19 protein-coding genes are annotated in these 21,048 nt (G+C 59.8%); 17 read left to right on the forward strand and 2 right to left on the reverse strand.

Features of this window, described 5'->3' with window-relative positions:
• Window positions 1–109 precede the first annotated feature (109 nt).
• From K1X75_07195 to K1X75_07255, 13 genes are all read left to right on the forward strand, one after another.
• A complete protein-coding gene (locus K1X75_07195) occupies window positions 110–922 on the forward strand; it encodes a LytTR family transcriptional regulator DNA-binding domain-containing protein (GenBank protein ID MBX7057835.1) in 813 nt (270 codons plus the stop codon).
• A gap of 98 nt (window positions 923–1,020) precedes the next feature.
• On the forward strand, window positions 1,021–1,584 hold the full coding sequence (locus tag K1X75_07200; protein MBX7057836.1) for a hypothetical protein: 564 nt from the start codon (window positions 1,021–1,023) through the stop codon (window positions 1,582–1,584).
• A gap of 27 nt (window positions 1,585–1,611) precedes the next feature.
• The gene (locus tag K1X75_07205) at window positions 1,612–3,303 is read left to right on the forward strand and encodes an NAD(P)/FAD-dependent oxidoreductase (protein MBX7057837.1); all 1,692 of its coding nucleotides are present in this window, start codon (window positions 1,612–1,614) and stop codon (window positions 3,301–3,303) included.
• Between the two features lie 33 nt (window positions 3,304–3,336).
• Window positions 3,337–4,059: a hypothetical protein gene (locus tag K1X75_07210; protein ID MBX7057838.1), complete on the forward strand. Its 723-nt coding sequence runs from the start codon at window positions 3,337–3,339 to the stop codon at window positions 4,057–4,059.
• Between the two features lie 225 nt (window positions 4,060–4,284).
• A complete protein-coding gene (locus tag K1X75_07215; protein MBX7057839.1) occupies window positions 4,285–4,755 on the forward strand; it encodes a chemotaxis protein CheW in 471 nt (156 codons plus the stop codon).
• Entirely contained in the window at window positions 4,755–5,942 is a 1,188-nt protein-coding gene (locus K1X75_07220) for a hypothetical protein (protein MBX7057840.1), read from the forward strand. The genes K1X75_07215 and K1X75_07220 overlap by 1 nt, the downstream gene beginning before the upstream one ends.
• Window positions 5,939–6,499: a chemotaxis protein CheW gene (locus K1X75_07225; GenBank protein MBX7057841.1), complete on the forward strand. Its 561-nt coding sequence runs from the start codon at window positions 5,939–5,941 to the stop codon at window positions 6,497–6,499. Before K1X75_07220 ends, K1X75_07225 begins: the two co-directional genes overlap by 4 nt.
• Window positions 6,500–8,140, forward strand: coding sequence for a methyl-accepting chemotaxis protein (locus K1X75_07230; protein ID MBX7057842.1), 1,641 nt, complete (start codon window positions 6,500–6,502; stop codon window positions 8,138–8,140).
• On the forward strand, window positions 8,137–10,323 hold the full coding sequence (locus tag K1X75_07235; GenBank protein ID MBX7057843.1) for a response regulator: 2,187 nt from the start codon (window positions 8,137–8,139) through the stop codon (window positions 10,321–10,323). Before K1X75_07230 ends, K1X75_07235 begins: the two co-directional genes overlap by 4 nt.
• Window positions 10,320–11,363: a response regulator gene (locus tag K1X75_07240; GenBank protein MBX7057844.1), complete on the forward strand. Its 1,044-nt coding sequence runs from the start codon at window positions 10,320–10,322 to the stop codon at window positions 11,361–11,363. The genes K1X75_07235 and K1X75_07240 overlap by 4 nt, the downstream gene beginning before the upstream one ends.
• Window positions 11,360–13,942 carry a PAS domain S-box protein gene (locus tag K1X75_07245; protein MBX7057845.1) on the forward strand — a complete coding sequence of 861 codons (2,583 nt, stop codon included), beginning with the start codon at window positions 11,360–11,362 and terminating at the stop codon, window positions 13,940–13,942. The genes K1X75_07240 and K1X75_07245 overlap by 4 nt, the downstream gene beginning before the upstream one ends.
• Window positions 13,939–14,346 carry a response regulator gene (locus K1X75_07250; protein MBX7057846.1) on the forward strand — a complete coding sequence of 136 codons (408 nt, stop codon included), beginning with the start codon at window positions 13,939–13,941 and terminating at the stop codon, window positions 14,344–14,346. The genes K1X75_07245 and K1X75_07250 overlap by 4 nt, the downstream gene beginning before the upstream one ends.
• A gap of 16 nt (window positions 14,347–14,362) precedes the next feature.
• Window positions 14,363–15,121 (forward strand): response regulator, encoded by a 759-nt coding sequence (locus K1X75_07255; protein ID MBX7057847.1) that lies wholly within the window; start codon window positions 14,363–14,365, stop codon window positions 15,119–15,121.
• 19 nt (window positions 15,122–15,140) lie between these two features.
• Here K1X75_07255 and K1X75_07260 read toward each other — a convergent pair whose 3' ends face one another.
• Both K1X75_07260 and K1X75_07265 read right to left on the reverse strand, forming a co-directional pair.
• Entirely contained in the window at window positions 15,141–15,881 is a 741-nt protein-coding gene (locus K1X75_07260) for an MBL fold metallo-hydrolase (protein MBX7057848.1), read from the reverse strand.
• A gap of 40 nt (window positions 15,882–15,921) precedes the next feature.
• Window positions 15,922–16,893 (reverse strand): M23 family metallopeptidase, encoded by a 972-nt coding sequence (locus K1X75_07265; GenBank protein ID MBX7057849.1) that lies wholly within the window; start codon window positions 16,891–16,893, stop codon window positions 15,922–15,924.
• Window positions 16,894–16,997: 104 nt separating this feature from the next.
• Between K1X75_07265 and pcnB the strand changes: the two genes are divergently transcribed.
• From pcnB to K1X75_07285, 4 genes are read left to right on the forward strand one after another with little or no spacing between them, the layout of a single operon-like run.
• Window positions 16,998–18,698 carry a polynucleotide adenylyltransferase PcnB gene (gene pcnB, locus K1X75_07270; protein ID MBX7057850.1) on the forward strand — a complete coding sequence of 567 codons (1,701 nt, stop codon included), beginning with the start codon at window positions 16,998–17,000 and terminating at the stop codon, window positions 18,696–18,698.
• A complete protein-coding gene (locus K1X75_07275) occupies window positions 18,698–19,465 on the forward strand; it encodes a hypothetical protein (protein MBX7057851.1) in 768 nt (255 codons plus the stop codon). The genes pcnB and K1X75_07275 overlap by 1 nt, the downstream gene beginning before the upstream one ends.
• Window positions 19,462–20,172, forward strand: coding sequence for a UDP-galactose-lipid carrier transferase (locus K1X75_07280; protein MBX7057852.1), 711 nt, complete (start codon window positions 19,462–19,464; stop codon window positions 20,170–20,172). The genes K1X75_07275 and K1X75_07280 overlap by 4 nt, the downstream gene beginning before the upstream one ends.
• A 3-nt stretch (window positions 20,173–20,175) precedes the next feature.
• On the forward strand, window positions 20,176–21,045 hold the full coding sequence (locus K1X75_07285; GenBank protein ID MBX7057853.1) for a response regulator: 870 nt from the start codon (window positions 20,176–20,178) through the stop codon (window positions 21,043–21,045).
• Window positions 21,046–21,048 lie beyond the last annotated feature (3 nt).

Genomic DNA, 21,048 nt, shown 5'->3' on the forward strand with positions numbered 1-21,048 from the left:
TCCTAACGCAACGGCCGCCGGCGAGATTACAAGATCAAAATGATCCTTCTGGCTGGCAGGACTGTTGAATTGCGCTGGCCGAGTTTGCAGCTTAGCCTGGACTGCACCGATGAAGCGGATACTGGCGTGGATTGCGATCCTGCTGGCCGTCGGTATGATCTTGAGTTTTTTTGCCGGCGTCTTTCAGATTCCGATGTCGCTGGAACTGATTGTCTTTTTTCTGATCGCGTCACTGCTGGTGGGCGGCGCCACCAGCGCTAGCTGCTACTGGCTTGCATCATTGCATCTGCGCTGGACTCTGGCCAGGCTGCTGGGCGCCGGCGCGCTGGCGGCGATTGCCTGGTCGCTGCTGCTTTGCCATTTGCTGGTCGAACTTATCTATCCTCTGCTCTCGATCAAAGGCTTTCAGCCCTCCTTTGCGGTCATTGCCCCGGCTATAACCTTTCTTTCGCTCTGCATAACCACGCTCAGCACGCTGATCGAATGGAATCTGGCGTTGCGTCCGGTCGCGGGCGGATTGGACGGCCAGGCCGCTTCTGCTCGATCGGACGCTGCGACAGGCGCCTTTGAAGCCGTCCCGTCGGCAGACAGCATCGCCATTCGCGAAGGCGATGTCCACCATCGCATTGCGCTGGATTCAATCTGTTATCTGGCAAGCGCCGATGATCGTACGGTCATACACACTACGGAGCGGCAATATGTAACCGCCAGGCCGCTCAAGGATTTGCTGACTGCGCTTCCGGACCGCTTTGTCCGCATCCACAAGAGCTACGCCTTGAACTTGAGCTGGATTGCACGACTGCAGTACTACATGGGCGGCCGTTATCTGGCCTATCTTCGGGATGACGAGGAAACCAACCTCCCTGTTGGACGGAAATACGCCGCCGACCTGCGCTCCCGGATGGGCATAGTCGGACGTTGAAGCGTCGCTGGCCGGCGGTTGAGTATCGTTGACCGTGCAAAGGTGTCGTTGGCCGCCGCCAGCTTGCGCGTTGGGAACGACTCTGCCATACTGCGGCTATGAAATTGCACAGTTTAAGTCGCCTGGCTGGCGCGGCGTTGATGGCGCTGGCCTTCGGACAGCCAGGGAACCTGACGGCAAGCGGCGAATGTACATTCCAGGTGGAGTCGCCAGACGGGCAGCTTTTTACGGAACGGCAATTGGCCGGAAAAGTGACCGTACTATTCTATGAAACGCGCGAGGGAACAAACCACAATCGCGCCGCAAAGGATGAGCTCAATCGCTTCTATTCCGAGCAATCGCCGGCCCTCGTGGCTCGCGTCCAGCGCGTGGGCGTCGTAAACGCCGCCGGCACGCCAGCGATCTTTCGTCCCTTCTGGCGCAGCGGACTGCGCAGCGCCGCGGCTCGCGAGGGCATCACAGTCTACGCCGACTGGGACGGCCAGATGGGCGCGCGTTGCGGTCTGGCCGACCCCTCCGGTACAAGCCTGGCGCTCTTTGATCATCGCGCACAGAAACGTGCGGTGTATCGAGGCGATCTTACAGAAATCGAAACGATCAAGACGCTGCTGGTGCAAATGGTTGTGGCGGCAGGCGCGCCACAGCCAACCAGCCCACGATGAACGCTAGCGATCGGTGGAGAACAGGCAATGAACGAAACAAGAAACAAACGTGTTGAAGTCGAAGAAATAGACGGCGAGCGCTGGGATGCGATATTCATAGGATCGGGCATTGGTTCGCTGGCGGCGGCGGCGCTTCTGGCGCGGCGCAAGAATCTGCGCTGCTTGATACTCGAACGACACTATCGCGCCGGCGGCTTTACCCACGCCTTCGAACGCAAAGGCTACAGCTGGGATGTGGGCATCCACTACATCGGCGGCATGCGCCCCGGTTCGTCGCTCTACCAGCTCCTGAACTATATTTCCAACGGGACCCTGCGCTGGCAGGCAATGCCGCACAACTTCGACTGCTTTCACTATCCTGATCTGGATTTTGCGCAGCCGGCCAATGCCGTCGAATTTCAGCAACGCCTGATTGCGACCTTTCCAGCCGAGCAAAAAGCAATCGAACGCTATTTTCGCGACCTGCGACGCGCAACTAATTGGCTCTCGCTCTATGTGATGAGCCGCATCTTGCCGGCGCCTGCGGCGCGGCTGGTTGGCTGGTATTCGACTTTACGATCGGGCCTGGCCTTGCAAACAACCGGTCAGTACCTGCAGCGCAATTTCAAGGACCGGCGATTGCGGGCGCTTCTGGCCTCCCAGTGGGGCGACTACGGTCTGCCGCCCGGCGAGAGCGCCTTTGTGATTCATGCGACAATTGCCAGCCACTACCTGGAAGGCGGTTGGTATCCGGTTGGCGGCGGCTCAGCAATCCTTGCGGCCATTGAACCGGTGATCGCCGCGGCAGGCGGCGAGCTGCGCGTCAATCATGAGGTTCTGGAGATCTTACAAAATGAGAATGGCGCCGCCTGTGGAGTGCGCGTCGCCTGTGGCGCCGGAAGTCGCAAGACGGTGCGCATTTTCCGCGCGCCGGTGATTGTCTCTGACGCCGGCGCCGTAAATACCTACGGGCGCTTGCTGAACGAGCCGGCCCCATTTCTGAAGCAATTGCAGAGTCTGCCTTCGCCGAAGAGCGCTGTGACACTGTATCTTGGTCTGAATCGCGACCCGCGCAGCCTGGGGTTTGCGGGCGAGAATCACTGGATCTATTCCGACTTCGATCATGATTCCGTTCCCCACTCGATGGATGAGCTGCTTGCCGGCCGTCCGCGGATGGCCTTTCTCTCATTTCCTTCTATGAAAGACCCGCAGGCGCGCAAGCATACGGCGGAGATCATCAGCTTTGCCGACTATGCGCCCTTTGCGTCTTTTGCCGATTCGCCCTGGAAAAACCGCGGCGAAAAATATGAGGCAATGAAAGAGCGCATCGGTCAGGGGCTGCTGGCCACGGTGGAGCGACAATTTCCCGGTTTTTCGGCGCTGGTCGACTACTCCGAGCTCTCAACGCCGGTCACCGTGGAGCATTTCGCCAATTTTGAAAAGGGGGCCATCTACGGCATTCCGGTGGCGCCGGAGCGCTATCGGCTGCGCTGGCTTGGGCCCCGGTCGCACATCAAAGGCCTCTACCTGACCGGCGCGGACTGTGTGTCGCTGGGAATTGGCGGGGCCTTGGTGGGCGCTGTAGCCTCAGCCGCGGCGATCCTTGGCGGACCATCCTTCATGAATATCATGCGCGACGCCATGCTTTCGGGAAGCGCCCCGGTCGAAGCCTCGGAAGAGGACGCCGATCAGGCGAATATTTCCAAACCCGAAGCGGTCGGGGCCGGAAATAAAGGCTGAAGGAAAGGCCGCCCGCCGGGCCTGTGGGCGCTCATGGCAGGAAAAACTGGTAAGCTAAGTCCCACGGCGGAGCGCGCTCTCCAGGCCTACGGCGGCGAAAAAATGTGGCGCCAGGCAAAATTCCTGGAGGCCGAAGTCAGTACCGGCGGACTGCTGTTTTTGCTGAAGCGGCGTCCGGTTTTCCGGCACGCCCGCCTGCTGCTGTCGGTGCAGCGTCCGGAAGTATGGCTGCGTCCTATCGACCGCAAAGAGCAGCTCAGCGGCGTGCTATCCGGCGGCGACGTTCGCCTGGAAGATGCCAGCGGCGAAACCGTGGACTCCAGAAAGGATGCGCGCCGCTTCTTCCCCTATGGCCGTCGGCTGCTCTACTGGGACGATCTCGATCTGGCCTATTTCGCGGGCTATGCCTTCTGGAATTATTTAACGTTTCCAAATCTTTTGCTAAACTCAAGTATTTCATGGGCGGAAAGCGCGCCGGGCATTCTGGACGCCGAGTTTCCGGATTCGATTCCCACCCACAGCCGCCGGCAGCGCTTCTTTTTCGATACGAAGAGCGGTCTCTTGCAGCAGCACAATTATGTCGCCGAGGTGGTCAGCCCTCTGGCTTCGGCAGCGCATTGCATTCTGGAACACCAGACCCAGGATGGGCTTTGCTTTCCCTCGCGGCGCGCGGTCACGCCAGCCGCCGGCAACGGCCAGCCGCGCAAGCGCCCGCTGCTGGTCAGCATCGAAGTGCATGGTCTGAAGCTGCGCTAGGCTGCCGGCGTCTACCGAGCGCAGTCAATCTGTATCCGTACCGCGTCCTGGCGGTTTTCCCGAAATTGTAGATGTGATTAATTTTTTGATGAAATAAAAAACAAGAATAATGCAAAAATTGCGTTTGCGTCGTCCAATATTGGGTTGTGAATAAGGGGATGGGCGATACTGCGAACTCCCTGTAACCGCGAGTTTGCGATCGCTCAGTCCAAAAGGACGCATGCTTTGGCCGCCGAGAATCGAAATTGCCTGGCCCTGGTCTGTTATGCGGGTGAGCAGCGCGTAGCCTTTCGTTTGCCGCAGATCGTGCGCGTGGTTGCCGCCGCCGCCCTGCAGCAGTCGCCCGATGCACCTGAGCATCTGCTGGGCCTGCTGAATCTTGGCGGCGAGATCATCCCTGTATTCGATTTACTCTTTATGCTGGGCGCTGGCCGTCATCGTCTGCGCGCCAGCGACAGCTTTGTGCTTGTTCAGGCCGAAGGGCGGCGTTTTGGCTTTCGGGTTACTGGCATCGACGCCATTGTCGCAATTCCAGAAGCCTCGGTGCGTCTGCTTTCCGATTTTCAGATCGAGGGCGAACTGCACGGCGCCGTTGTCGCCGCGGAAGATGGAACCCTGCTGCTGATGACGCCAGAGCGTCTGACGCTGCCCGACGCCTTGCGTATGATGCCCATTGCAGCGGGGAGCGGCATCTGATGGAGCAGCTGCTAAGAAAAATCGAGAATGAGTTAGGCCTCGACCTTCGAGGCTCGCGTCAGGATCGCTTACAGGCCGCCATTTTAGCGCTGCCAATGGCGACCGAACAAAGCCCGGATCTTCCAACTAGCGTTGGACTGTCCGCGGCGGGCGGATTGCAGCCGCTGCTTGAGCAGCTGGTCCCTCATGCTACAGTCGGCGAAACCTATTTCTGGCGCGAACCAGAGACCTGGGCCTTATTCGAGTCCAGTCTGCTGCCGAAGATCCTCGATCAAGCAGAACGCGAAGGAAGATCCCCGCGTTTCTGGTCGGCCGGCTGCTCTACAGGAGAAGAGGCCTACTCCATCGCCATTGCCTGCAACCGCGTCGCCGGCCGCCGCGACAGCTCCGGCCGCCCGCGGATCCTTGGCAGCGATATCAATGCAGATTCCATTGCCCGGGCGCGCAGGGCAAGTTTTCGCGATTGGTCGATGCGCGGCGTACCAGACTGGTTCTTTCAATACTTCAGTCGATCGCGCGATGGTCATATCACAATCGAACCTGCAATTGCCAGCGCTGTTCAATTTCAAGTAGCGAATCTCAATCGCCTGCAGCAGCAGGCGGTTCGCGGAGCGCCCTTCGATGCTATTTTTTGCCGTCATGTTCTGATGTACTTTCAGCCGGAAGCGATGCGACGCACGGTCGCGGCGCTACGCGCTTTGCTTGCTGAAAACGGGCTGCTGATTGTTGGCGTCGCCGAAGCGTCGCTGCTGGAGGGAATCGATGGCCTCGAGCGCGCCCATCGCACTTTGCCCGTTTTCCAGCTGGCCGCCGCGCGCCTTGCTCCGGCGCCGGCATTTGCCAGCTCGCGCCAATGGGAAGTTCCGGCCTCGCCGCCAATGGCCGCTGCCTTTGGTTCAGTTGCGGATTTCAGCGCGACGGAGCAGCAACAGGCCAGCTGGATGAAACAGCTGGAGGCGATGCTGCGAGAGGATTCGCCCGAAGTTGCTATAGCCATAGTAGACGAGCGCCTGATCGAAGAACCCGAACTTGCCGAACTGCACTACGTGCGCGGACTATTGCTTACTCTTTTGCATCGAAAGCGCGAGGCTCTGGCTGCATTTCGCGCCGCTCTCTATCTCGATCCAATGCATGATGGCGCCCGCCAGGCGACCGCTTCGCGCCGCATGCCGGGCGGAGCATCATGAGCTTGATTGCAAATGAGGCTAAGCCGGCGCAGCAAGTAGACGAGCTGCGCGAGGCGAATGTCCTAAGGGAGCGCGCCGCGCTACTGGCCCGTCCCAGGCAAAGTTCTTCCAGTTCTGAGTCGAATCAAGTCTTGCTGCAATTCAGCAGCTGTGGACAGCGCTTTGCCGTCGACGCTCTGGCGGCGGCCGGCGTTGCTTATGTGAATCGAGCGATACGACTGCCAAATACGCCGGCGCGGTTGCGCGGCCTGGTTCGCGTCGGCGGTGAGACGCTCTATGTGATCGACCTTGCCGCATTTCTCGGGCGCACTGCATCCGCAGCGCCTCTTCCCTCGCGTTTTCTCGCCCTGCGGCTGGCGCTATCGAATCGCTCAGCCTGCATTGAAATCGAAAGCGACGTCAACGTCGCCACAGTGTCCAGCGTCGACATGGTTCGTGTGACAGCCGAATCCGCCCTGCAGCATTCGTCGGCCGTGTCGGGCATGCTATCCGATGGTCGGATCATTCTCGATGCCGCCGAACTGCTTCAGCTGGCGGCTGCCCAGGAGAAAAACTAAATGCACTATTCACATTGGAAAATTCGCACCAAGTTTCTGGCTTTGCTTGCGGCCCAGACCCTGCCGTTGGCGCTGGTCGGCGGCCTTTCGCTCTGGAACATCCAGCGCTTAATCGACGTAGAGGCGCGAGACAAGCGACTCTCGGATGAAACGGTTGCTCTTCAACGCTTCAGGACTGAGCAGAATCGAATTCGCGCCGACGTTCATCAGTTGTCCGGTGCAGAAGTTGATCGTCGGGGGGAGTCTGAGACTCTAGTGGCGATCGCGGAAAGCAGAAAAGCTGCGAGAACCCAGCTGCGACTGCTTGCTGATCGCCAAAGTCGGGAATGGCGGGATGATGTTCAAAGACTGGTGCAAGCTTGGACTGAACTGGATCAAGACTATGAAGTGAAGCTTTTTCCTTTGCTTCGAAGCGGAAACTATACGGCGGCTGAGCGCTTGATTCATGGCGAACTATTTCGTCAGAACAATCGAATTACAGAGCGCTGCTCTGTGTTAACCGAAACGATGCAAGGGGTGATGAGCGCGCGACTGGAAGAATCTCGTGCGCTGGCTTCGGACGTCATTGCCTATGTTAGCTTGATCATGGGTCTCGGATTGGCCGCTTCCATCGGCCTTACATTGTTTGCGTCGTCAACCTTGCTGCAGCCGCTCAACACGGCGGTCGTTCTTTCCCGAAAAATTGCCTCCGGGGATTTGAGTGCGGACATCCGCCTGGACGAGCGACGCGATGAGTTTGGCGACCTGCTTGCTGCGCTGAAGTCGATGGCTGATAGTTTGCGCCATTACTCGGCGGAAACCACGGCAGCCGCCGACAGTATGGCGCAGGCTTCGGATGGAATCTTTTCAGGGGCTGCTGATCTTGCCGCCTCTTCGGCGCAATCGGCGACGGCAATTACTCAGACCACAGCAACCGTCGAAGAGGTCAGGAAGACGGCGCAACTTTCCAGCGAAAAAGCAGTCGCCGTGTCGGAGCGAGCCCAGTCTTCGGCGGGCGTCGCCGCCGCCGGTCGCGAGGCTGTGGAGAAAAGCATCGCCGGAATGGGTCATTTGCAAGAACAAATGCGATCGATGGCCGAGACCATTGTTCAGCTCTCCGAACGTAGTCGGGCCATTGGCGAGATCATGGCCGTCGTCAATGATCTTGCAGAGCAGTCCAACCTGCTTGCCGTAAATGCTGCGATAGAAGCATCGCGCGCCGGCGAACACGGCCTTGGATTTTCGGTAGTCGCCGGCGAAGTCAAGTCGCTTGCCAGCGAGTCAAAAAGCGCCGCTGCGCAGGTTCGGACGATCCTGTCCGAAATTCAACAATCGATCAGCAGCGCGGTAATGGCCACCGAGCAGAGCGCTAAAGCCGCCGAGGCCGGAATGGTTCAGACGCGTTCCGCCGGTCAGGCGATACGCGATTTGACCGATAGCTTTGCACTTTCGGCGGACGCCGCGCTGCAGATTGCCGCGGCCAGTCAGCAGCAATCGATCGCTGTCGGTCAGGTTGCGATCGCCATGGATAGCATTCGCGTTGCCGCAGCGCAGCAGGCCTCGGGCGCCGCCAGCGCCGAGAAATCAGCCAGGGGCTTGCAGGATTTGTCGCTGCGTCTGCGGCAAAGCCTCGGTCGATTCAGGGTTGTGGCCGGGTCATGAGCAACCTGGAAGAACTACAACAGCGCTTGTCGCTGATCTTCCAGGAGGAGGCGCAGGAGCGCGTCGCTCGCCTGGAATCGGCTTTGTTCGAGTTGCGCCAGAATCCGCTGGCTCGCGCCGCGCTGCAGTCGGCCTATCTCGAAGCGCACAGCATCAAGGGAGCGGCGCGCTCCGCCGGAGTTCGCGCCATAGAACGAATCTGCCAGGGATTGGAATCGCAGCTTTCGTTGTATCGCAACGAGGAGCGTAGTTGCACCCCGGAAGCGGCCGAGCTTGCGCTGGAAGGATGTCAGGCCATCAAGGACGCGCTGCTTCGCGCAACCAAGGGGGAAGCAATCGATAGCGGCGCGTATGCACAGTTGCTGCGTCGTCTGGATGTTGTCGGAAGCGGCGAATCAGGCGATCGTCCTGCTGCTGAACCAGAGCGTTCCATCGCGCCAGCTGCGAATCCTGGGCCGCCGGTCATCGCGCCTGCGCTGGAGTCGGCCATGCGCATCCCTGTGGAACGGGTGCACAATCTGCTGCGACGAGCGGATGAGTGGATCGTGGGCGGCGAGGCCATGGCCAGCCCGCGCACTTCGCTGGAAGAATTGCGCCAATTGTTGCGGAGGGTGGAAACAAAGGCGGCAGCCGCCGTGGAGGTGCGAGAGCATGCTGCGCTGGCGGCGACTCCGTCCGTTGGGCAGGCGCTTCCATGGCAGTTGCAGGCGCGACAGTTGTTACGCCTCATCGATCGGCAGCTGGTCGAATTGAGCAAAGGGATGCGATCGCACGGCGCTGCCTTTCGCGAGAGCGCCAGAGCGCTGCTGGTGCTTCCCGCCCACGATTGGCTGGAGCTATTGCGTTTGAGCATCGAGAGCCTGGCGCGGGAGCAAGGATGTAAGGTGCAGGTCAGCGTCGCTGGCGGCGACATCGAAGCAGACCGCATGATCCTCGAGGAAATGCGAACTCCGCTGTTGCACCTCCTGCGCAATGCTATTGCTCATGGCGTAGAAACGCTGGCCGAACGCCTGGCCGCCGGAAAAGGCGAGGCCCTGCAAATCGCTCTGCGGCTGGCGCTCGAACCGGGTGCGCGGCTGTTGATCTCCGTAGCTGATGATGGTCGCGGGCTGGACGCTCCAGCTTTGCGACGACGAGCCGTCGCCATGGGAATCATCGAGCAGTCGGAGGCGGAGCTGCTTGATGAAGCGCGGTCTTTCAACTTGATCTTTCATCCTGGTCTCAGTACGCGTCAGAATGTCGATGAGGTTTCGGGGCGCGGCGTGGGCATGTCCATCGTTCGCGACGCTGTTGATCGGCTCGGCGGCAACATCCAGATTCACTCACAGCCAGGCAAAGGAGCGGAGTTCGTGCTGCGACTGCCGTCGCGGATGTCCGCCTTCCGCGCTATCGTGGTGGGCGTGGGACTGGAGCGATTTTGCATTCCGGCCACCGCCGTCCTTCGTGTTCAGAAGCTGGACCGCACGCAGTTGGCGGATGCTGGCCAGGGCGCCAGTTTGCTCTGGCAGGGGGCCGCAATTCCGGCCTGCGAGCTTGGCGCAGCGCTTGGCGTGGCGTCGGCGGCCGAGTCTGATGGGCACATTGCCGTGATCGTGAGCAGTCATGGAAGCATGGCCGCTTTACTTGTTGATGCGCTGCTTGACGAACGCGAGATATTGCTACACGGCCTTGGCAGTCTGGCGCCAGATGTTCATTGTATCAGCGGCGTCGCCGATTGTGGCGATGGAACACTGGCCCCGGTCCTGCATATTCCTCAACTAATTGCGGACGCCGCCATGCGCCCCTGCGCCGCGCGCGCCGCAGCCTCGCGGGCGGCCGCTCGCATTCTGCTGGTAGAAGATTCCGTAACCTCGCGGGCTCTGCTGCTGGGCATCCTGGAGGATGCGGGCTATCAGGTCACTGCCGCTGTCAATGGACGCGAGGCGACGGCGGCGCTGGAGGCGGAGCAATTCGAGCTGGTAGTTTCGGATGTGGAGATGCCGGAAATGGACGGCATTTTGCTGACAGAGTACATTCGTCGGAGACCAGAATGGGATAAAATTCCGGTAATCCTGGTAACTTCCAGGGCCTCGCCGGAAGATCGCCGCCGCGGAATGCAGGCCGGCGCCAATGCCTATGTTTCCAAGCTCAGCTTCGACCAGGCCGAACTGCTGGGCGCAATTCGCAATGTGGTCAGCGTATGAATCGAAAGACTAAAGTTATGATTGTCGATGATTCGGCGACGGCGCGCGCCTTGCTGGAGCTAATATTTTCCAGCGATCCTGACTTCGAGGTTGCGGGCGCGGCGGCCAGCGGCGCCGAGGCGCTGGCTGCCATTGAAAGGATACAGCCAGATCTGGTGACTATGGATCTGCATATGCCAGAGATGGATGGTCGCGAGACGACGCGTCGCCTGATGCAAGAGCGTCCTACGCCAATCTTGATGGTCAGCGCCACCACTACCGCAAAGGACGCCCGCCACGGCCTTGGCGCTCTGGAGGCCGGCGCACTGGCTTTTCTACAGCGCCCCCAGGGGCCGGGCGATCCAACATTTCAGTCATCGGCCGGCGAGATTCGACGCCTGGCCAGATTGCTGAGCGAAGTTCCGGTCGTTCGGCGCCGGCCAGCGCTTGCAGCCGGCGCAACGACGCCGCACCGCTCTTCGCATCGTATTCGCGTCCTGGGCATCGGCGGTTCAACTGGAGCTCCTATGCCGCTGCGCACGATTCTGGGCGCGATTCCGGCCGAAGCAGCCTATTCAATTGTTGTGGTCCAACATATATCCGCTGGCTTCCAGCAAGGTTTGATCGACTGGCTTGCTTCCGCAACGCGCCTTGAGGTGCGCGAGGCAAAAGACAAAGAGCGCCTGGATGTCGGCGTCGTCTATTTCCCGCCAGAGAACTGGCACATCGGCTTTCATGCGGACCAGAGCATTGAGCTTTCTCAAGCCGCGCCCGAGCACCACGCTCGTCCCTCCGTCTCTTACCTCTTTCGAGGTCTGGCCACGACCTTTGGCGCTGCGAGCGGCGGCGTTTTGCTTTCCGGAATGGGCGAAGATGGCGCCGCAGAATTGCTGGATATCCGGCGCGCTGGCGGATTGTCCATCGCCCAATCAGAAGAGTCTTGCATTCTCCACGGCATGCCAGGCGCCGCGCAGCACATGGATGCCGCCGAATTTCTGCTCTCGCCAACGGATACTGGAGAGCTGCTGGCGTCGCTGGCGGCTCAGGGAGGCTCTCGATGAGCTCAATTCAGAATGATGCACGAGTCGTCTGGCCGCATAATCAGACATCGGGCTTCGAAGGGCGCGAGCGCAGCGTCGCCGGACGAATCCTCATTGTAGAAGACAGTTCCACGCAGGCCGCGGCATTGCGCGCGCTTCTGGAGTCTGCGGGCTTTGAGATTGAACTGGCTGGCGATGGCCCCTCCGCTCTGACGGCGCTGCCCTTGTTTCATCCCGATCTGGTCATTACCGACATCGTCATGCCTGGCATGACCGGATTTGAGCTCTGCTCGCGCATCAAAGCAGAAGCGGAATGGTCGCAGACGCCGGTCATGCTGCTCACTTCCTTGAACGATACACAGGACATCATTCATGCCCTGGAGTGCGGCGCGGACAATTTCTTAACGAAGCCATACAATGTGCAATATCTGGTTTCCCGGATTCGACAATTGATGGCCAGTCTGGAACTCCGCCAGGGCGGCAAAATGCAGCTCGGCGTAGAGCTGATCTTTGGCAACCGTCGACACTTCATTACCGCGGAACGACAGCAAATTCTGGACTTGCTGCTTTCCACCTACGAAGCCGCACAGCTGCGCAACAGCGAACTGGCGCGCGCCAGCGACGAATTGCAAGTTATGAACGAGCGACTCGAAGAGCTGGTACAGGAACGAACCGCTCAGCTCAACGATAAAGTGCATGCTCTGGAAACCACTCAGACAGCCTTGCAGGCGGAGAAGGAATTCACGACACACGTGGTACAATCCTCGCCGCTGTTGATCGTCGAACTTGATGCAATGGGCCATATCCTCTTTATCAATGGCGCTGTCGAATCGATGCTTGGCTATCATCCGGAGGAGTGTCTGGGAAAGGCCTGGAGCGACCTGATGCGCGGCGAGGCGCTGCTGGGACGGCTGAAGGTACAACTGGAGGACGCTGGCGCCGCGCGGCCGCAAAGCAAAGAGCTGGCGGCACGACATCGAGATGGTACAGAACGGATCATCGCCTGGACCGCTCTTCCGCCCTTGAAGCGCGGCGGCGACCCTGGCTGCATGGCCATTGGCTTGAACCTCACGGATCTGCGCCAGGCCGAACGCGAAAATCAAAAACAAGAGCGCCTCTTTCGCGACCTGCTGGAATCCGCGCCGGACGCAATGGTCATTGTAGATCAGCGCGGCGTGATCGAGATCGTCAATTCGCAGGCTGAAAGACTCTTTGGCTGCCGCCGCGAGGAGCTTCTGGGGCAGCCAATGGATATGCTGCTGCCCGACGAAGAACGCGAAGCCTACCGCCAGCGGCTCTTGATCCACTTTTCACAAAACGCAGAGGGGCAGGCCGCTGCGGCGGTAGAACTCTACGGTCGCAAGAGCGATGGTCGCAAGTTTCCAGTGGAAGTCAGTTTGAGTCCGATTCGTAGCGGCGAAACCATGTTGGTAGCCAGCGCCATCCGTGACATCTCCGATCGGCGCGCAGCGGAACGTGCGCTTCGTGAACGCGATCGCCAGCTGCATGAAACGCAAGAACTGGCGCGGATCAGCGGCTGGGAAATCGATTCGACCGATGACCGGCACATCTGGACGGCCGAGGCGCTGCAACTGCTTGGGCTGCAAACGGCCGATAGCGCCTGCGGCATCGACGGACTGTTAGAGCTGCTGGATGCCGAGGGTCGAGAGCAAGTAGAGAGCGCGTATCGTGAATTGGTCAACCATCTTGTTCCCTTCATTCTTGAATGCCGGGTAGTGCGTGAGAACCGTCCCGATCAATGGCTGCAAATGCGCGGCGTTGTTGTTTCAGAAGATGGCGGTCGGCAGCGCCTGGCCGGTACAATTCAAGATGTTACGGAGCGCATGGAACTGACGCTGCAGCTGAACCAGTCGGCCAAGCTGGCGACGCTCGGAGAAATGGCAACCGGCGTGGCCCACGAGCTCAATCAACCTTTGAATGCGATTCGGATTTCCAGCACCATGGTGCGCGATGCTCTGGCGGCCGAGGATCTGGACCGCGAATTCATCGCCGCTCGATTGGATCGAATTCAGGATATGGTCGATCGCATGAGCCGCTTTGTATCGCACATGCGTACCTTTGGCCGCAAAAGCGGTCAATCGCGGGTCAACATCGATCCCAACCAGCCGATTCGGAGCGCGCTGGAGTTTCTGGAGCAGAAGCTGAAGAACGCCGGCGTCGAAGTGGATTTGCAGCTTTCCGATGGATTGCCGCTTGTTCTGGCTGACGCAATCAACTTTGAACAGGTCTACATCAATCTGATTGTAAACGCTCTGCACGCTCTGGAGCTGCGCAGCGACTCGGAAACAGAGCCAAGACTGATTCTGAAATCGGAGACGTCTGGCGAGCGCATAATTACCTCGGTAGCCAACAACGGCCCGGCCATTCCGGCTTCGGTTTTGCCGCGAATCTTTGAACCATTCTTTACCACTAAAGAGGCGGGCAAGGGCACGGGGCTGGGGCTCTCAATTAGTTTTAACTTGATCCAATCGCATGGCGGCGAATTGACGGTGGAAAGCGATGATCACTGGACCGTCTTTCGGATCTCGCTGCCAGCGCTGGCGGCCCGCGAAGCTGGTCGGGCAGGAGTATTCTCGTGAAAGATTCTGATGTTCTCGACATTTTGCTGGTCGACGACGAAGTCGAAGTAACCGAGGAGCTTGCGCTCTATTTGGAAACCAAGGGTCTTCATTGCAGCGCCGTCCGCGGTGGTCGCGAGGCTCTGCAGGTCATCCAGCAGAATCCGCCGCGGCTAGTTTTGACCGACTATGCCATGCCGCGTATGACCGGTCTGGAGCTGTTGCAGCAAATCCACAGGCTGAAGCCGGACCTTCCGGTTATCATGATGAGCGGCAATGCCGATCTGGAGGTCTGGGCGCAAGCGCTGAAAGACAGCGCCTACGATTATCTGGAAAAGCCGCTCCATTTGAAGGGCTTGCTTTCGGCCGCAGATCGTGCGCTGCGCGGCGAACCTTCCCTGTGGCGACGCGAGCGCGCAGTTTGAAATGAGGGAAACTATAATGTCTAAGCCAAAAATCCTGCTGGTGGATGACGAGCCTGTGGTCTGCGGCGAACTCAGCGTCTACTTGAATCGCAAGGGCTTTCAGGTTTCCGCCGCCACCAGCGTCGATGACGCTCTCGAACTATTCGAGCATGAAGCGCCGGATGCCGTGATCACGGACTACAACATGCCGCGCAAGAATGGCATTGATCTTTTGCGCGAAGTCAAAGCGCGCGACAAACTGATTCCAGTCTTGATGGTCAGCGGCGAGTCTGATGTGCGTATTGCGGTTCAGGCGCTCCATGAAGAGGCCTTTGATTTCATTCCCAAGCCGGTGGATCCCGAGGCGCTGGTAAAGGCAATTGGCGCCGCAATCGAACGACTGCGCGAAGTGCGGGCATTGGACGGCACGCGGGTAATGAAGGCGCTCTACCACGAGCTTGGCGGATCGGGCGAGTCGGTTTCGCTTTTGACCTTTCACCGAGCGCTGGATGAGCGCATCAAGCAACGTCTGATTGAAGACATTGGCAACTTACTGGCCAAGAATGTCTTGCGCAAGAAGGCCATTTTGATTTTCAAGAATGTGGACTACATCAACAACGTCGGCTTTAACGCGCTTGTAGAAATCGTTCGCAATCTGCGCGCTCAGGGCATTCGCCTGGTAAGCGCTCAGATTCCCAGTTCCATTTTAAACTACATTACTACGCTGGGCTACGTCGAGTACTTTAATGTGATTCTGAATCTGGATGAGGCGATGGCGCATCTCGCGGATAAATAGCGCGCGGCCCGGCGCCGCTTTATTCCAGGCTATAGCGGGCGCCGTCGCTGGCCGCCTCGCCCAGGCCCAGGCGGACCACGGCTTCGGCCAGCGTGTCGTGGATATGCGTATAGACCAGGCGGCGGCAGGAGAGCGGGAAGCGCTGGCCCAGGATTTCATCGAGGGCGATGTGCGCCACCGGGGGAGTAGTTTGCGTTTCCATAGTAAGCTCGACCAGCGCCAGGTCGACATCGCGCACCAATTGCTGCAGGCTTTCATTCAAGCGTGCGTCCCCCGAAAAGGCTACGCTGCGCCCGGCCGGTCCGGTGATGCGATAACCGAGACTTTCCGGCTGGTGATCCATACGCAGCGCCAGGATGAAGAACTCGCCAATCTGTCTTTCTTCGCCGCTGACTGTTTCAACGAAGCGCAGATCGAAGCCCGGCCAGTAACCGGGGTAGCATACTTGCAAGAGGCTCTGTACCGCCGCCTGCACGCCTTGCGGTCCCAGAATGGTCAGCGGCGCCTGTCGCTGGCGGAGGATATCCATGTCCAGCAGCAGAAAGGGCAGGCCGCCAAAATGATCGCCATGGAAATGGGTCAGAGCTATGGCATCGATGCTCAGGCTATCGACATTCATCTGCTGCAGACGCAACTGTGTTGTGGCGCCGCAATCAAGGAGCAGACGTTCGCCGCCCGAACTATCCAGCAAGTAGGCGGCATGGGCGCGTCCACCGGAGTTAAACGCATTGCCACTGCCAAGTACCGTAGCCTGCCTCATCGATCGAGTCCCTTACAGGCGCGCCGTTGCGGCGCCCGGTTCAGCGCAACTGGATATATTCCATCGGATCGATTTGTGGATCGGCGCCAAGTTCCACTTCGTAGTGCACATGGTTGCCCGTCGTACGGCCAGTGCGACCGAGGGTGGCGATGATCTGACCGCGTCGAACGTATTCGCCTTGCTTGACAAACAGTTCATTGCAATGCGCATAGAGAGTGGTATAGCCAAGTCCGTGGTGGATGCGGATGTGTTTGCCATAGCCGCCGCCTTCCTCGATAGAGCGAATGACAATGCCCGGCGCGGTAGCCGCAATGGGAGTGCCGGCGGCGGAAGCAAAGTCCACGCCGGAATGCGCTTCGCGCGGACCGCTTTCGCTTTTCTGGAATGGATTGGGCCGCGAGCCAAATTCCGAAGTAATGGAACCGGCGCCCGCCGGCAGCGGACGTCCGCGGGGCATGATGTGGTGTAGAGTCATGCGGTGCCAGACCAGTTCCAGCGCACTGTAGGCCTGATCGCGAAGCGTGACCCCCGCCAGCAGGTTCATGCGCCGTGAAATGGCCAGGTCATAGCTCAGGCGGTCCGCCGCCGGGGCGCCGTCGTCGGGGGCGCTGGGGCGCGGGAAATTGACCGCCTCGCCCTCATCAGTCTCGGCGTAGGAAATCCCGCGGATTTCGGCGCTCTGTTCGCCGGCGCGCTCAATCATTCGCTCTTTTTCGCGCGTCAAACTGCTCATCAGATTGAGCAAGGAGCGTCGCGATTCAGCCACCCGAATGCGCTCCGATTGGGCCACGCGGCGTTCGACGATGGTTGCAATGGCCGCCGCCGGCGCTACCAGCGCCAGGGCCCCGGCGAAGGCTAAGGCGTAGTAGTTGATGCGCAGCGTCAGCGGGGCCTCGGCCGATTCGCCGCGCAGAATCAGGATGGAGACGCCGTTCCAGCCGCGGCGGCGGCGCTCCCCCAGCCGACGGCGCAGCAGTTGCGTGCGGAAACGTAGCCTTTCGCTCAGCCTCACCTGTGCATCTGGACCCGCCGGCGGCTCCTGACAAGGCAAAATAGTACGGGGTTTTTCGCTTGCTTCCTGCCCTTGCGGCGCGGACCGTCTCGTCTGCAGACAAAATGCTTCGCAAGATCCTCCGCTTTTTTCGATCCCGCCCCGCCGACGTTGAAGACATTCTGCGTTATCCAGAAGGAAAGCGGATATACCGGGAATTCCATGAACTCCGTCGGGAGCAAATGGATCAGGACGCTCTCAAGGTCATCAATCGACTGAATCGACACGGCTATCGCTCCTATCTGGTAGGCGGCTGTGTGCGCGATATGATCCTGGGCCGACGGCCCAAGGATTTTGATGTAGTTACCTCAGCGACGCCGGCGCAGGTTCGCAAAGCATTTACCAACAGTCGTTCCATTGGCCGCCGCTTCAAGATTGTTCATGTCGTCTTTCAAGGCGGAAAAATCATAGAGGTGTCCACGTTTCGTAGCCTGCCGCAGCATCGCTTCGAGTCAGAAGAGCCTGACGACTACATGCTGAAACGGGACAATCAGTTTGGTTCGCCTCGCGAAGATGCAGCGCGCCGCGACTTTTCCATCAACGCTCTATTCTTTGATCCGCGCAACGAGAGCATCATTGATTACGTAGGCGGCTACGAAGATATCAAAGAAGGCCACATCGAAGTCATAGGCGATGCCGACATCTCCTTTAAAGAAGATCCGGTGCGCATGCTGCGCGCGGCTAAATTTTGCGCGCTGCTTGGCTTTGACATGACGCAATCGCTGCAGAAGTCCATCAAGCGTAACCGCAGTGAAATTTTGAAGGCCAGCACGGCGCGCCTGTTGGAAGAGTACAACAAGATCTTTCGCACTGGAAAGGCGACGCAAATTTTCGGGGCCTTCGCCGACACCGGCCTGTTGAAGACGCTGATGCCTGAGGCATGGGCCGCCTCCGATCTATCGCGCGGGCGGCCTTTTGTTGATTCCAGCATCGGCGATCGTCTGCACGTCGCCGACCGTATGCTCACCGAGCGAGAGGACCTGACGACGACGCTCTACCTGGCGCTGTTGATGGCCGATCTGGTGAAGGACGTTTTTCACAATGCGGTGCGCGGCAACATCATCGACTATGTCAAAGCGGGCATTCAGCCGCTGTGCAAACGCCTGCAAATTGCAGGCAAAGACCAGGATCGGCTGTTGCAAATCTTCATGAGCCAGCCTCGGTTCTGGCAAAAAGATGCCGGTCGCGGCGGCCGTCGTCGTCGCTTCAATCCGGAGCTCTTTCGCGATAAGATATTCTTCTACGAATCGTTTATGCTTTTTAAGATCTATGCCCTTGCGGCCGGAGATGAGGAGAGCATTCAGAAATCGATGTTCTGGGAAATTGGCCCGCGCATGCGTCCGCCGGAAAGCCACAAGCTGGTCACTCTCTTTCCAGGCCGCCGCTCGCAACGCGTTCGCCCGGAAGGCGGCGGCGATCGGCCGCGGGATCGATCGCGCGACGGCCGGGACAGTCGCGACGGCCGGGATAGCCGCGATGGGCGCGGTCGCCGCGGTCGCGGCCGAGGACGCGGCGAACGTTCGGCCGCAGCGGCGCTCGATGAGGACCCAGAACTGGAAGAATCCAGCCGGCCCGATGAGTATGAATCCGGCGAATCATCTGGCGGCGCCGATCCAAACTTCGAGTCAGGGCGGGCGGATGACAACGGTCGCTTCGAAAGTATGGCAGCTCCGTCATCCGCTTCGAATGCGGACGCCGATGAACGCAATGCCGCCCGCTACGATGATGGGACAGAGACACAAGAAGCGCAAGGCGGGCCACGCTGATGGGCGCTGAGGACAAAGCCGGCGAACTGGACCTGCGCGACCGGGCGGCATTGCTTTTTCGCGAAGCCACGGATCAGAAGCTTGCCACCGTCCTGGTTTTCGAGGGGGCCGGCCTGGGGGCGATCTACGGGGCGCTCACGCGACTCACCCAGATTCTGGATCCGCGCCGCTTTCGCTGCCTGAACATCAAGGCGGCGCCCTTGCCCACGCGACGTCGTCCATTCTTACAAGAGTACTGGCAGGAGCTGCCGGCGGCGGGCGACCTCTTGATTCTGCATGGCGCCTACTACCACAAGCTGGCGCTCTGGACGATGTCGTCCAGGCCGCCCTCCGATCAGCGGCTGCAGTCGCTTTGCGAAGAAATCCAGGACTTCGAAAGAAGTTTGGCGCACAATGGCGTTGCCACGATTAAGATCTTCTGCACGCCGCGCGGAGAAACGGTTCGCAGCGAGTTGAAAGATCTCAAGCTGGAAGGCGAGTTAAAAAGAGAACTGCGCCGGAGCTGGAAAAAAGAAATGGGCGATCTGGCGCGCTATCAGGCAGCGTTGCGCCCGCTCTTACTGGCTGCCAACACCTATGAAGCGCCCTGGTATGAACCGCCGGGCGTAAACGATCGGGCCGTATCTTATTCGATCCTGGACTATCTGGTGCGCCGTATGGAGGAGCGCCTGAAAATCGATTCGCGTCAGGCAACGGCGGATTTTGACGAGGCCATGCGGCGTATGCGCGAGTTCAGTCGTAAGCTGGTTGCAGGAGAAGAGGGATGAACGGCCGGCTGGATGCGCTGGATCTGAGCCTTGCGCTTTCGCCAGACTCCTACGAGAATCAGCTGCGTGATTTGCGCGCGGAGCTGCAGAAGCTTGTGGCGCGTTTGATTCGTAAGAAGCGCTACGCGATTCTTGTGTTCGAGGGCAAAGATGCGGCCGGCAAGGGCGGCGTCATTCGCCGCCTGACTGCCGGACTGGCGCCGGAACACTATTCGGTGATCACTACGGCGGCGCCTGAACCGCATGAGCGCGCGCGCCACTATCTCTGGCGATTCTGTGCGCGACTTCCGGAAAGCGGCCGCCTGGTTATCTTTGATCGCAGCTGGTACGGGCGCGTGCTGGTGGAGCGCGTCGAGGGATTTGCAAAGGAAGAGGAATGGCGACGGGCCTATCGCGAGATCAACGATCTGGAGCGCTCCTGGGCCAACGCCGGGATGCGCGTTGGAAAGTTCTGGCTGGAAATCGGACAGGACGAGCAGATGCGTCGCTTTCAGTCGCGCGCCGAAAGCCCCTTGAAGAGCTGGAAGATCACCGACGAGGACTGGCGTAACCGCGACAAGTGGCCGCAGTACAAAGAGGCGATCGAAGAGATGCTGGCGCGCACCGATGCACCCCACGCCCGCTGGAATCTGATTGAAGCAAACGATAAGCGTTTTGCCAGGATCAAGACGCTGCGCACCGTCGCCGCGCTGCTGGGCGAGACTTGATTGATGGCAGCGTCTCTTCCGCCGCTGGTGGCGGCGGTAGATGATGATCCAGAATTTTTGGATTCGCTATGCAGAGCGCTGGAAGCGCTTGGTTTTCGCAGCCTGCCGCTTAGCCGACCGGGCGCTGCCTTTGCCCGGATCCGCCAATCCGGCGCCCTCGCGGTGTTGCTGGACCTTGACATGCCAGGCCGCAGCGGCTTCGATATCTTGCAGCGTCTGCGGCGTTCGGCTCGATGCGCCACATTGCCCGCGTTGCTCTTAACCGGTCGTCCCTCGAGCGCAGCGCTGCAGGAGGGTTTCGCCCTGGGACTCGATGACTTTCTGCGCAAGAGCGATTCACTGGAGGAAATTGCGGCCCGCTTACGTCGTGCGGTGCAGCGGCGGGAGCAGGAGTTCAAGCTGCGCGGCCCGCTGGGCGTTGGCGTCGCGGAACTTCCTGCAGATTCCGCCCTCTGCCTTGTCCTCGATGTACAGATTCTGCCGCTGCTGGAGCGCAGCGATCGAGCGGAGTGCAGCGCGGCGGCCGCCCGGGCAATCCGCTCCTGCATCGAGCGACTGCAGGAGGAATTGGGCGAATTGCGACCGGCGCCGGCAAGGCAGCAGGATGATTGCGTCTGGCTGAATTCAATGTGCGTCCTGAATCTGCAGCTCAAGCGTCGCCTGGAACGACGCCTGCAGGCGGCAAATCGCCTGCTGTACAGGATTTGCGGTGCGCGATGGGCGCTGGCGACCGATGAGACGGGCCTGCTGCAACGCCTGCCCCTGCCGCCGCTGCGTCTGGCAGCTGATCCTCTTTCGCATCGTCGCTGTGAGGAGCGACTGGCCGATACAGATTCCGCCGCCGCTCGCTACTTGCTGACCGACGAGGGCTGATTG

Source organism: Leptospirales bacterium (genome assembly GCA_019694655.1).
In the GTDB taxonomy this organism is placed as follows: Bacteria; Spirochaetota; Leptospiria; order Leptospirales; family Leptonemataceae; genus SSF53.

Coding starts and splice junctions, on each gene's coding strand:
- K1X75_07195 (MBX7057835.1), top strand. CDS start 110: ATGAAGCGGATACTGGCGTGGATTGCGATCCTGCTGGCCGTCGGTATG.
- K1X75_07200 (MBX7057836.1), top strand. CDS start 1,021: ATGAAATTGCACAGTTTAAGTCGCCTGGCTGGCGCGGCGTTGATGGCG.
- K1X75_07205 (MBX7057837.1), top strand. CDS start 1,612: ATGAACGAAACAAGAAACAAACGTGTTGAAGTCGAAGAAATAGACGGC.
- K1X75_07210 (MBX7057838.1), top strand. CDS start 3,337: ATGGCAGGAAAAACTGGTAAGCTAAGTCCCACGGCGGAGCGCGCTCTC.
- K1X75_07220 (MBX7057840.1), top strand. CDS start 4,755: ATGGAGCAGCTGCTAAGAAAAATCGAGAATGAGTTAGGCCTCGACCTT.
- K1X75_07225 (MBX7057841.1), top strand. CDS start 5,939: ATGAGCTTGATTGCAAATGAGGCTAAGCCGGCGCAGCAAGTAGACGAG.
- K1X75_07230 (MBX7057842.1), top strand. CDS start 6,500: ATGCACTATTCACATTGGAAAATTCGCACCAAGTTTCTGGCTTTGCTT.
- K1X75_07235 (MBX7057843.1), top strand. CDS start 8,137: ATGAGCAACCTGGAAGAACTACAACAGCGCTTGTCGCTGATCTTCCAG.
- K1X75_07240 (MBX7057844.1), top strand. CDS start 10,320: ATGAATCGAAAGACTAAAGTTATGATTGTCGATGATTCGGCGACGGCG.
- K1X75_07245 (MBX7057845.1), top strand. CDS start 11,360: ATGAGCTCAATTCAGAATGATGCACGAGTCGTCTGGCCGCATAATCAG.
- K1X75_07255 (MBX7057847.1), top strand. CDS start 14,363: ATGTCTAAGCCAAAAATCCTGCTGGTGGATGACGAGCCTGTGGTCTGC.
- K1X75_07260 (MBX7057848.1), bottom strand. CDS start 15,881: ATGAGGCAGGCTACGGTACTTGGCAGTGGCAATGCGTTTAACTCCGGT.
- pcnB (MBX7057850.1), top strand. CDS start 16,998: ATGCTTCGCAAGATCCTCCGCTTTTTTCGATCCCGCCCCGCCGACGTT.
- K1X75_07275 (MBX7057851.1), top strand. CDS start 18,698: ATGGGCGCTGAGGACAAAGCCGGCGAACTGGACCTGCGCGACCGGGCG.
- K1X75_07280 (MBX7057852.1), top strand. CDS start 19,462: ATGAACGGCCGGCTGGATGCGCTGGATCTGAGCCTTGCGCTTTCGCCA.
- K1X75_07285 (MBX7057853.1), top strand. CDS start 20,176: ATGGCAGCGTCTCTTCCGCCGCTGGTGGCGGCGGTAGATGATGATCCA.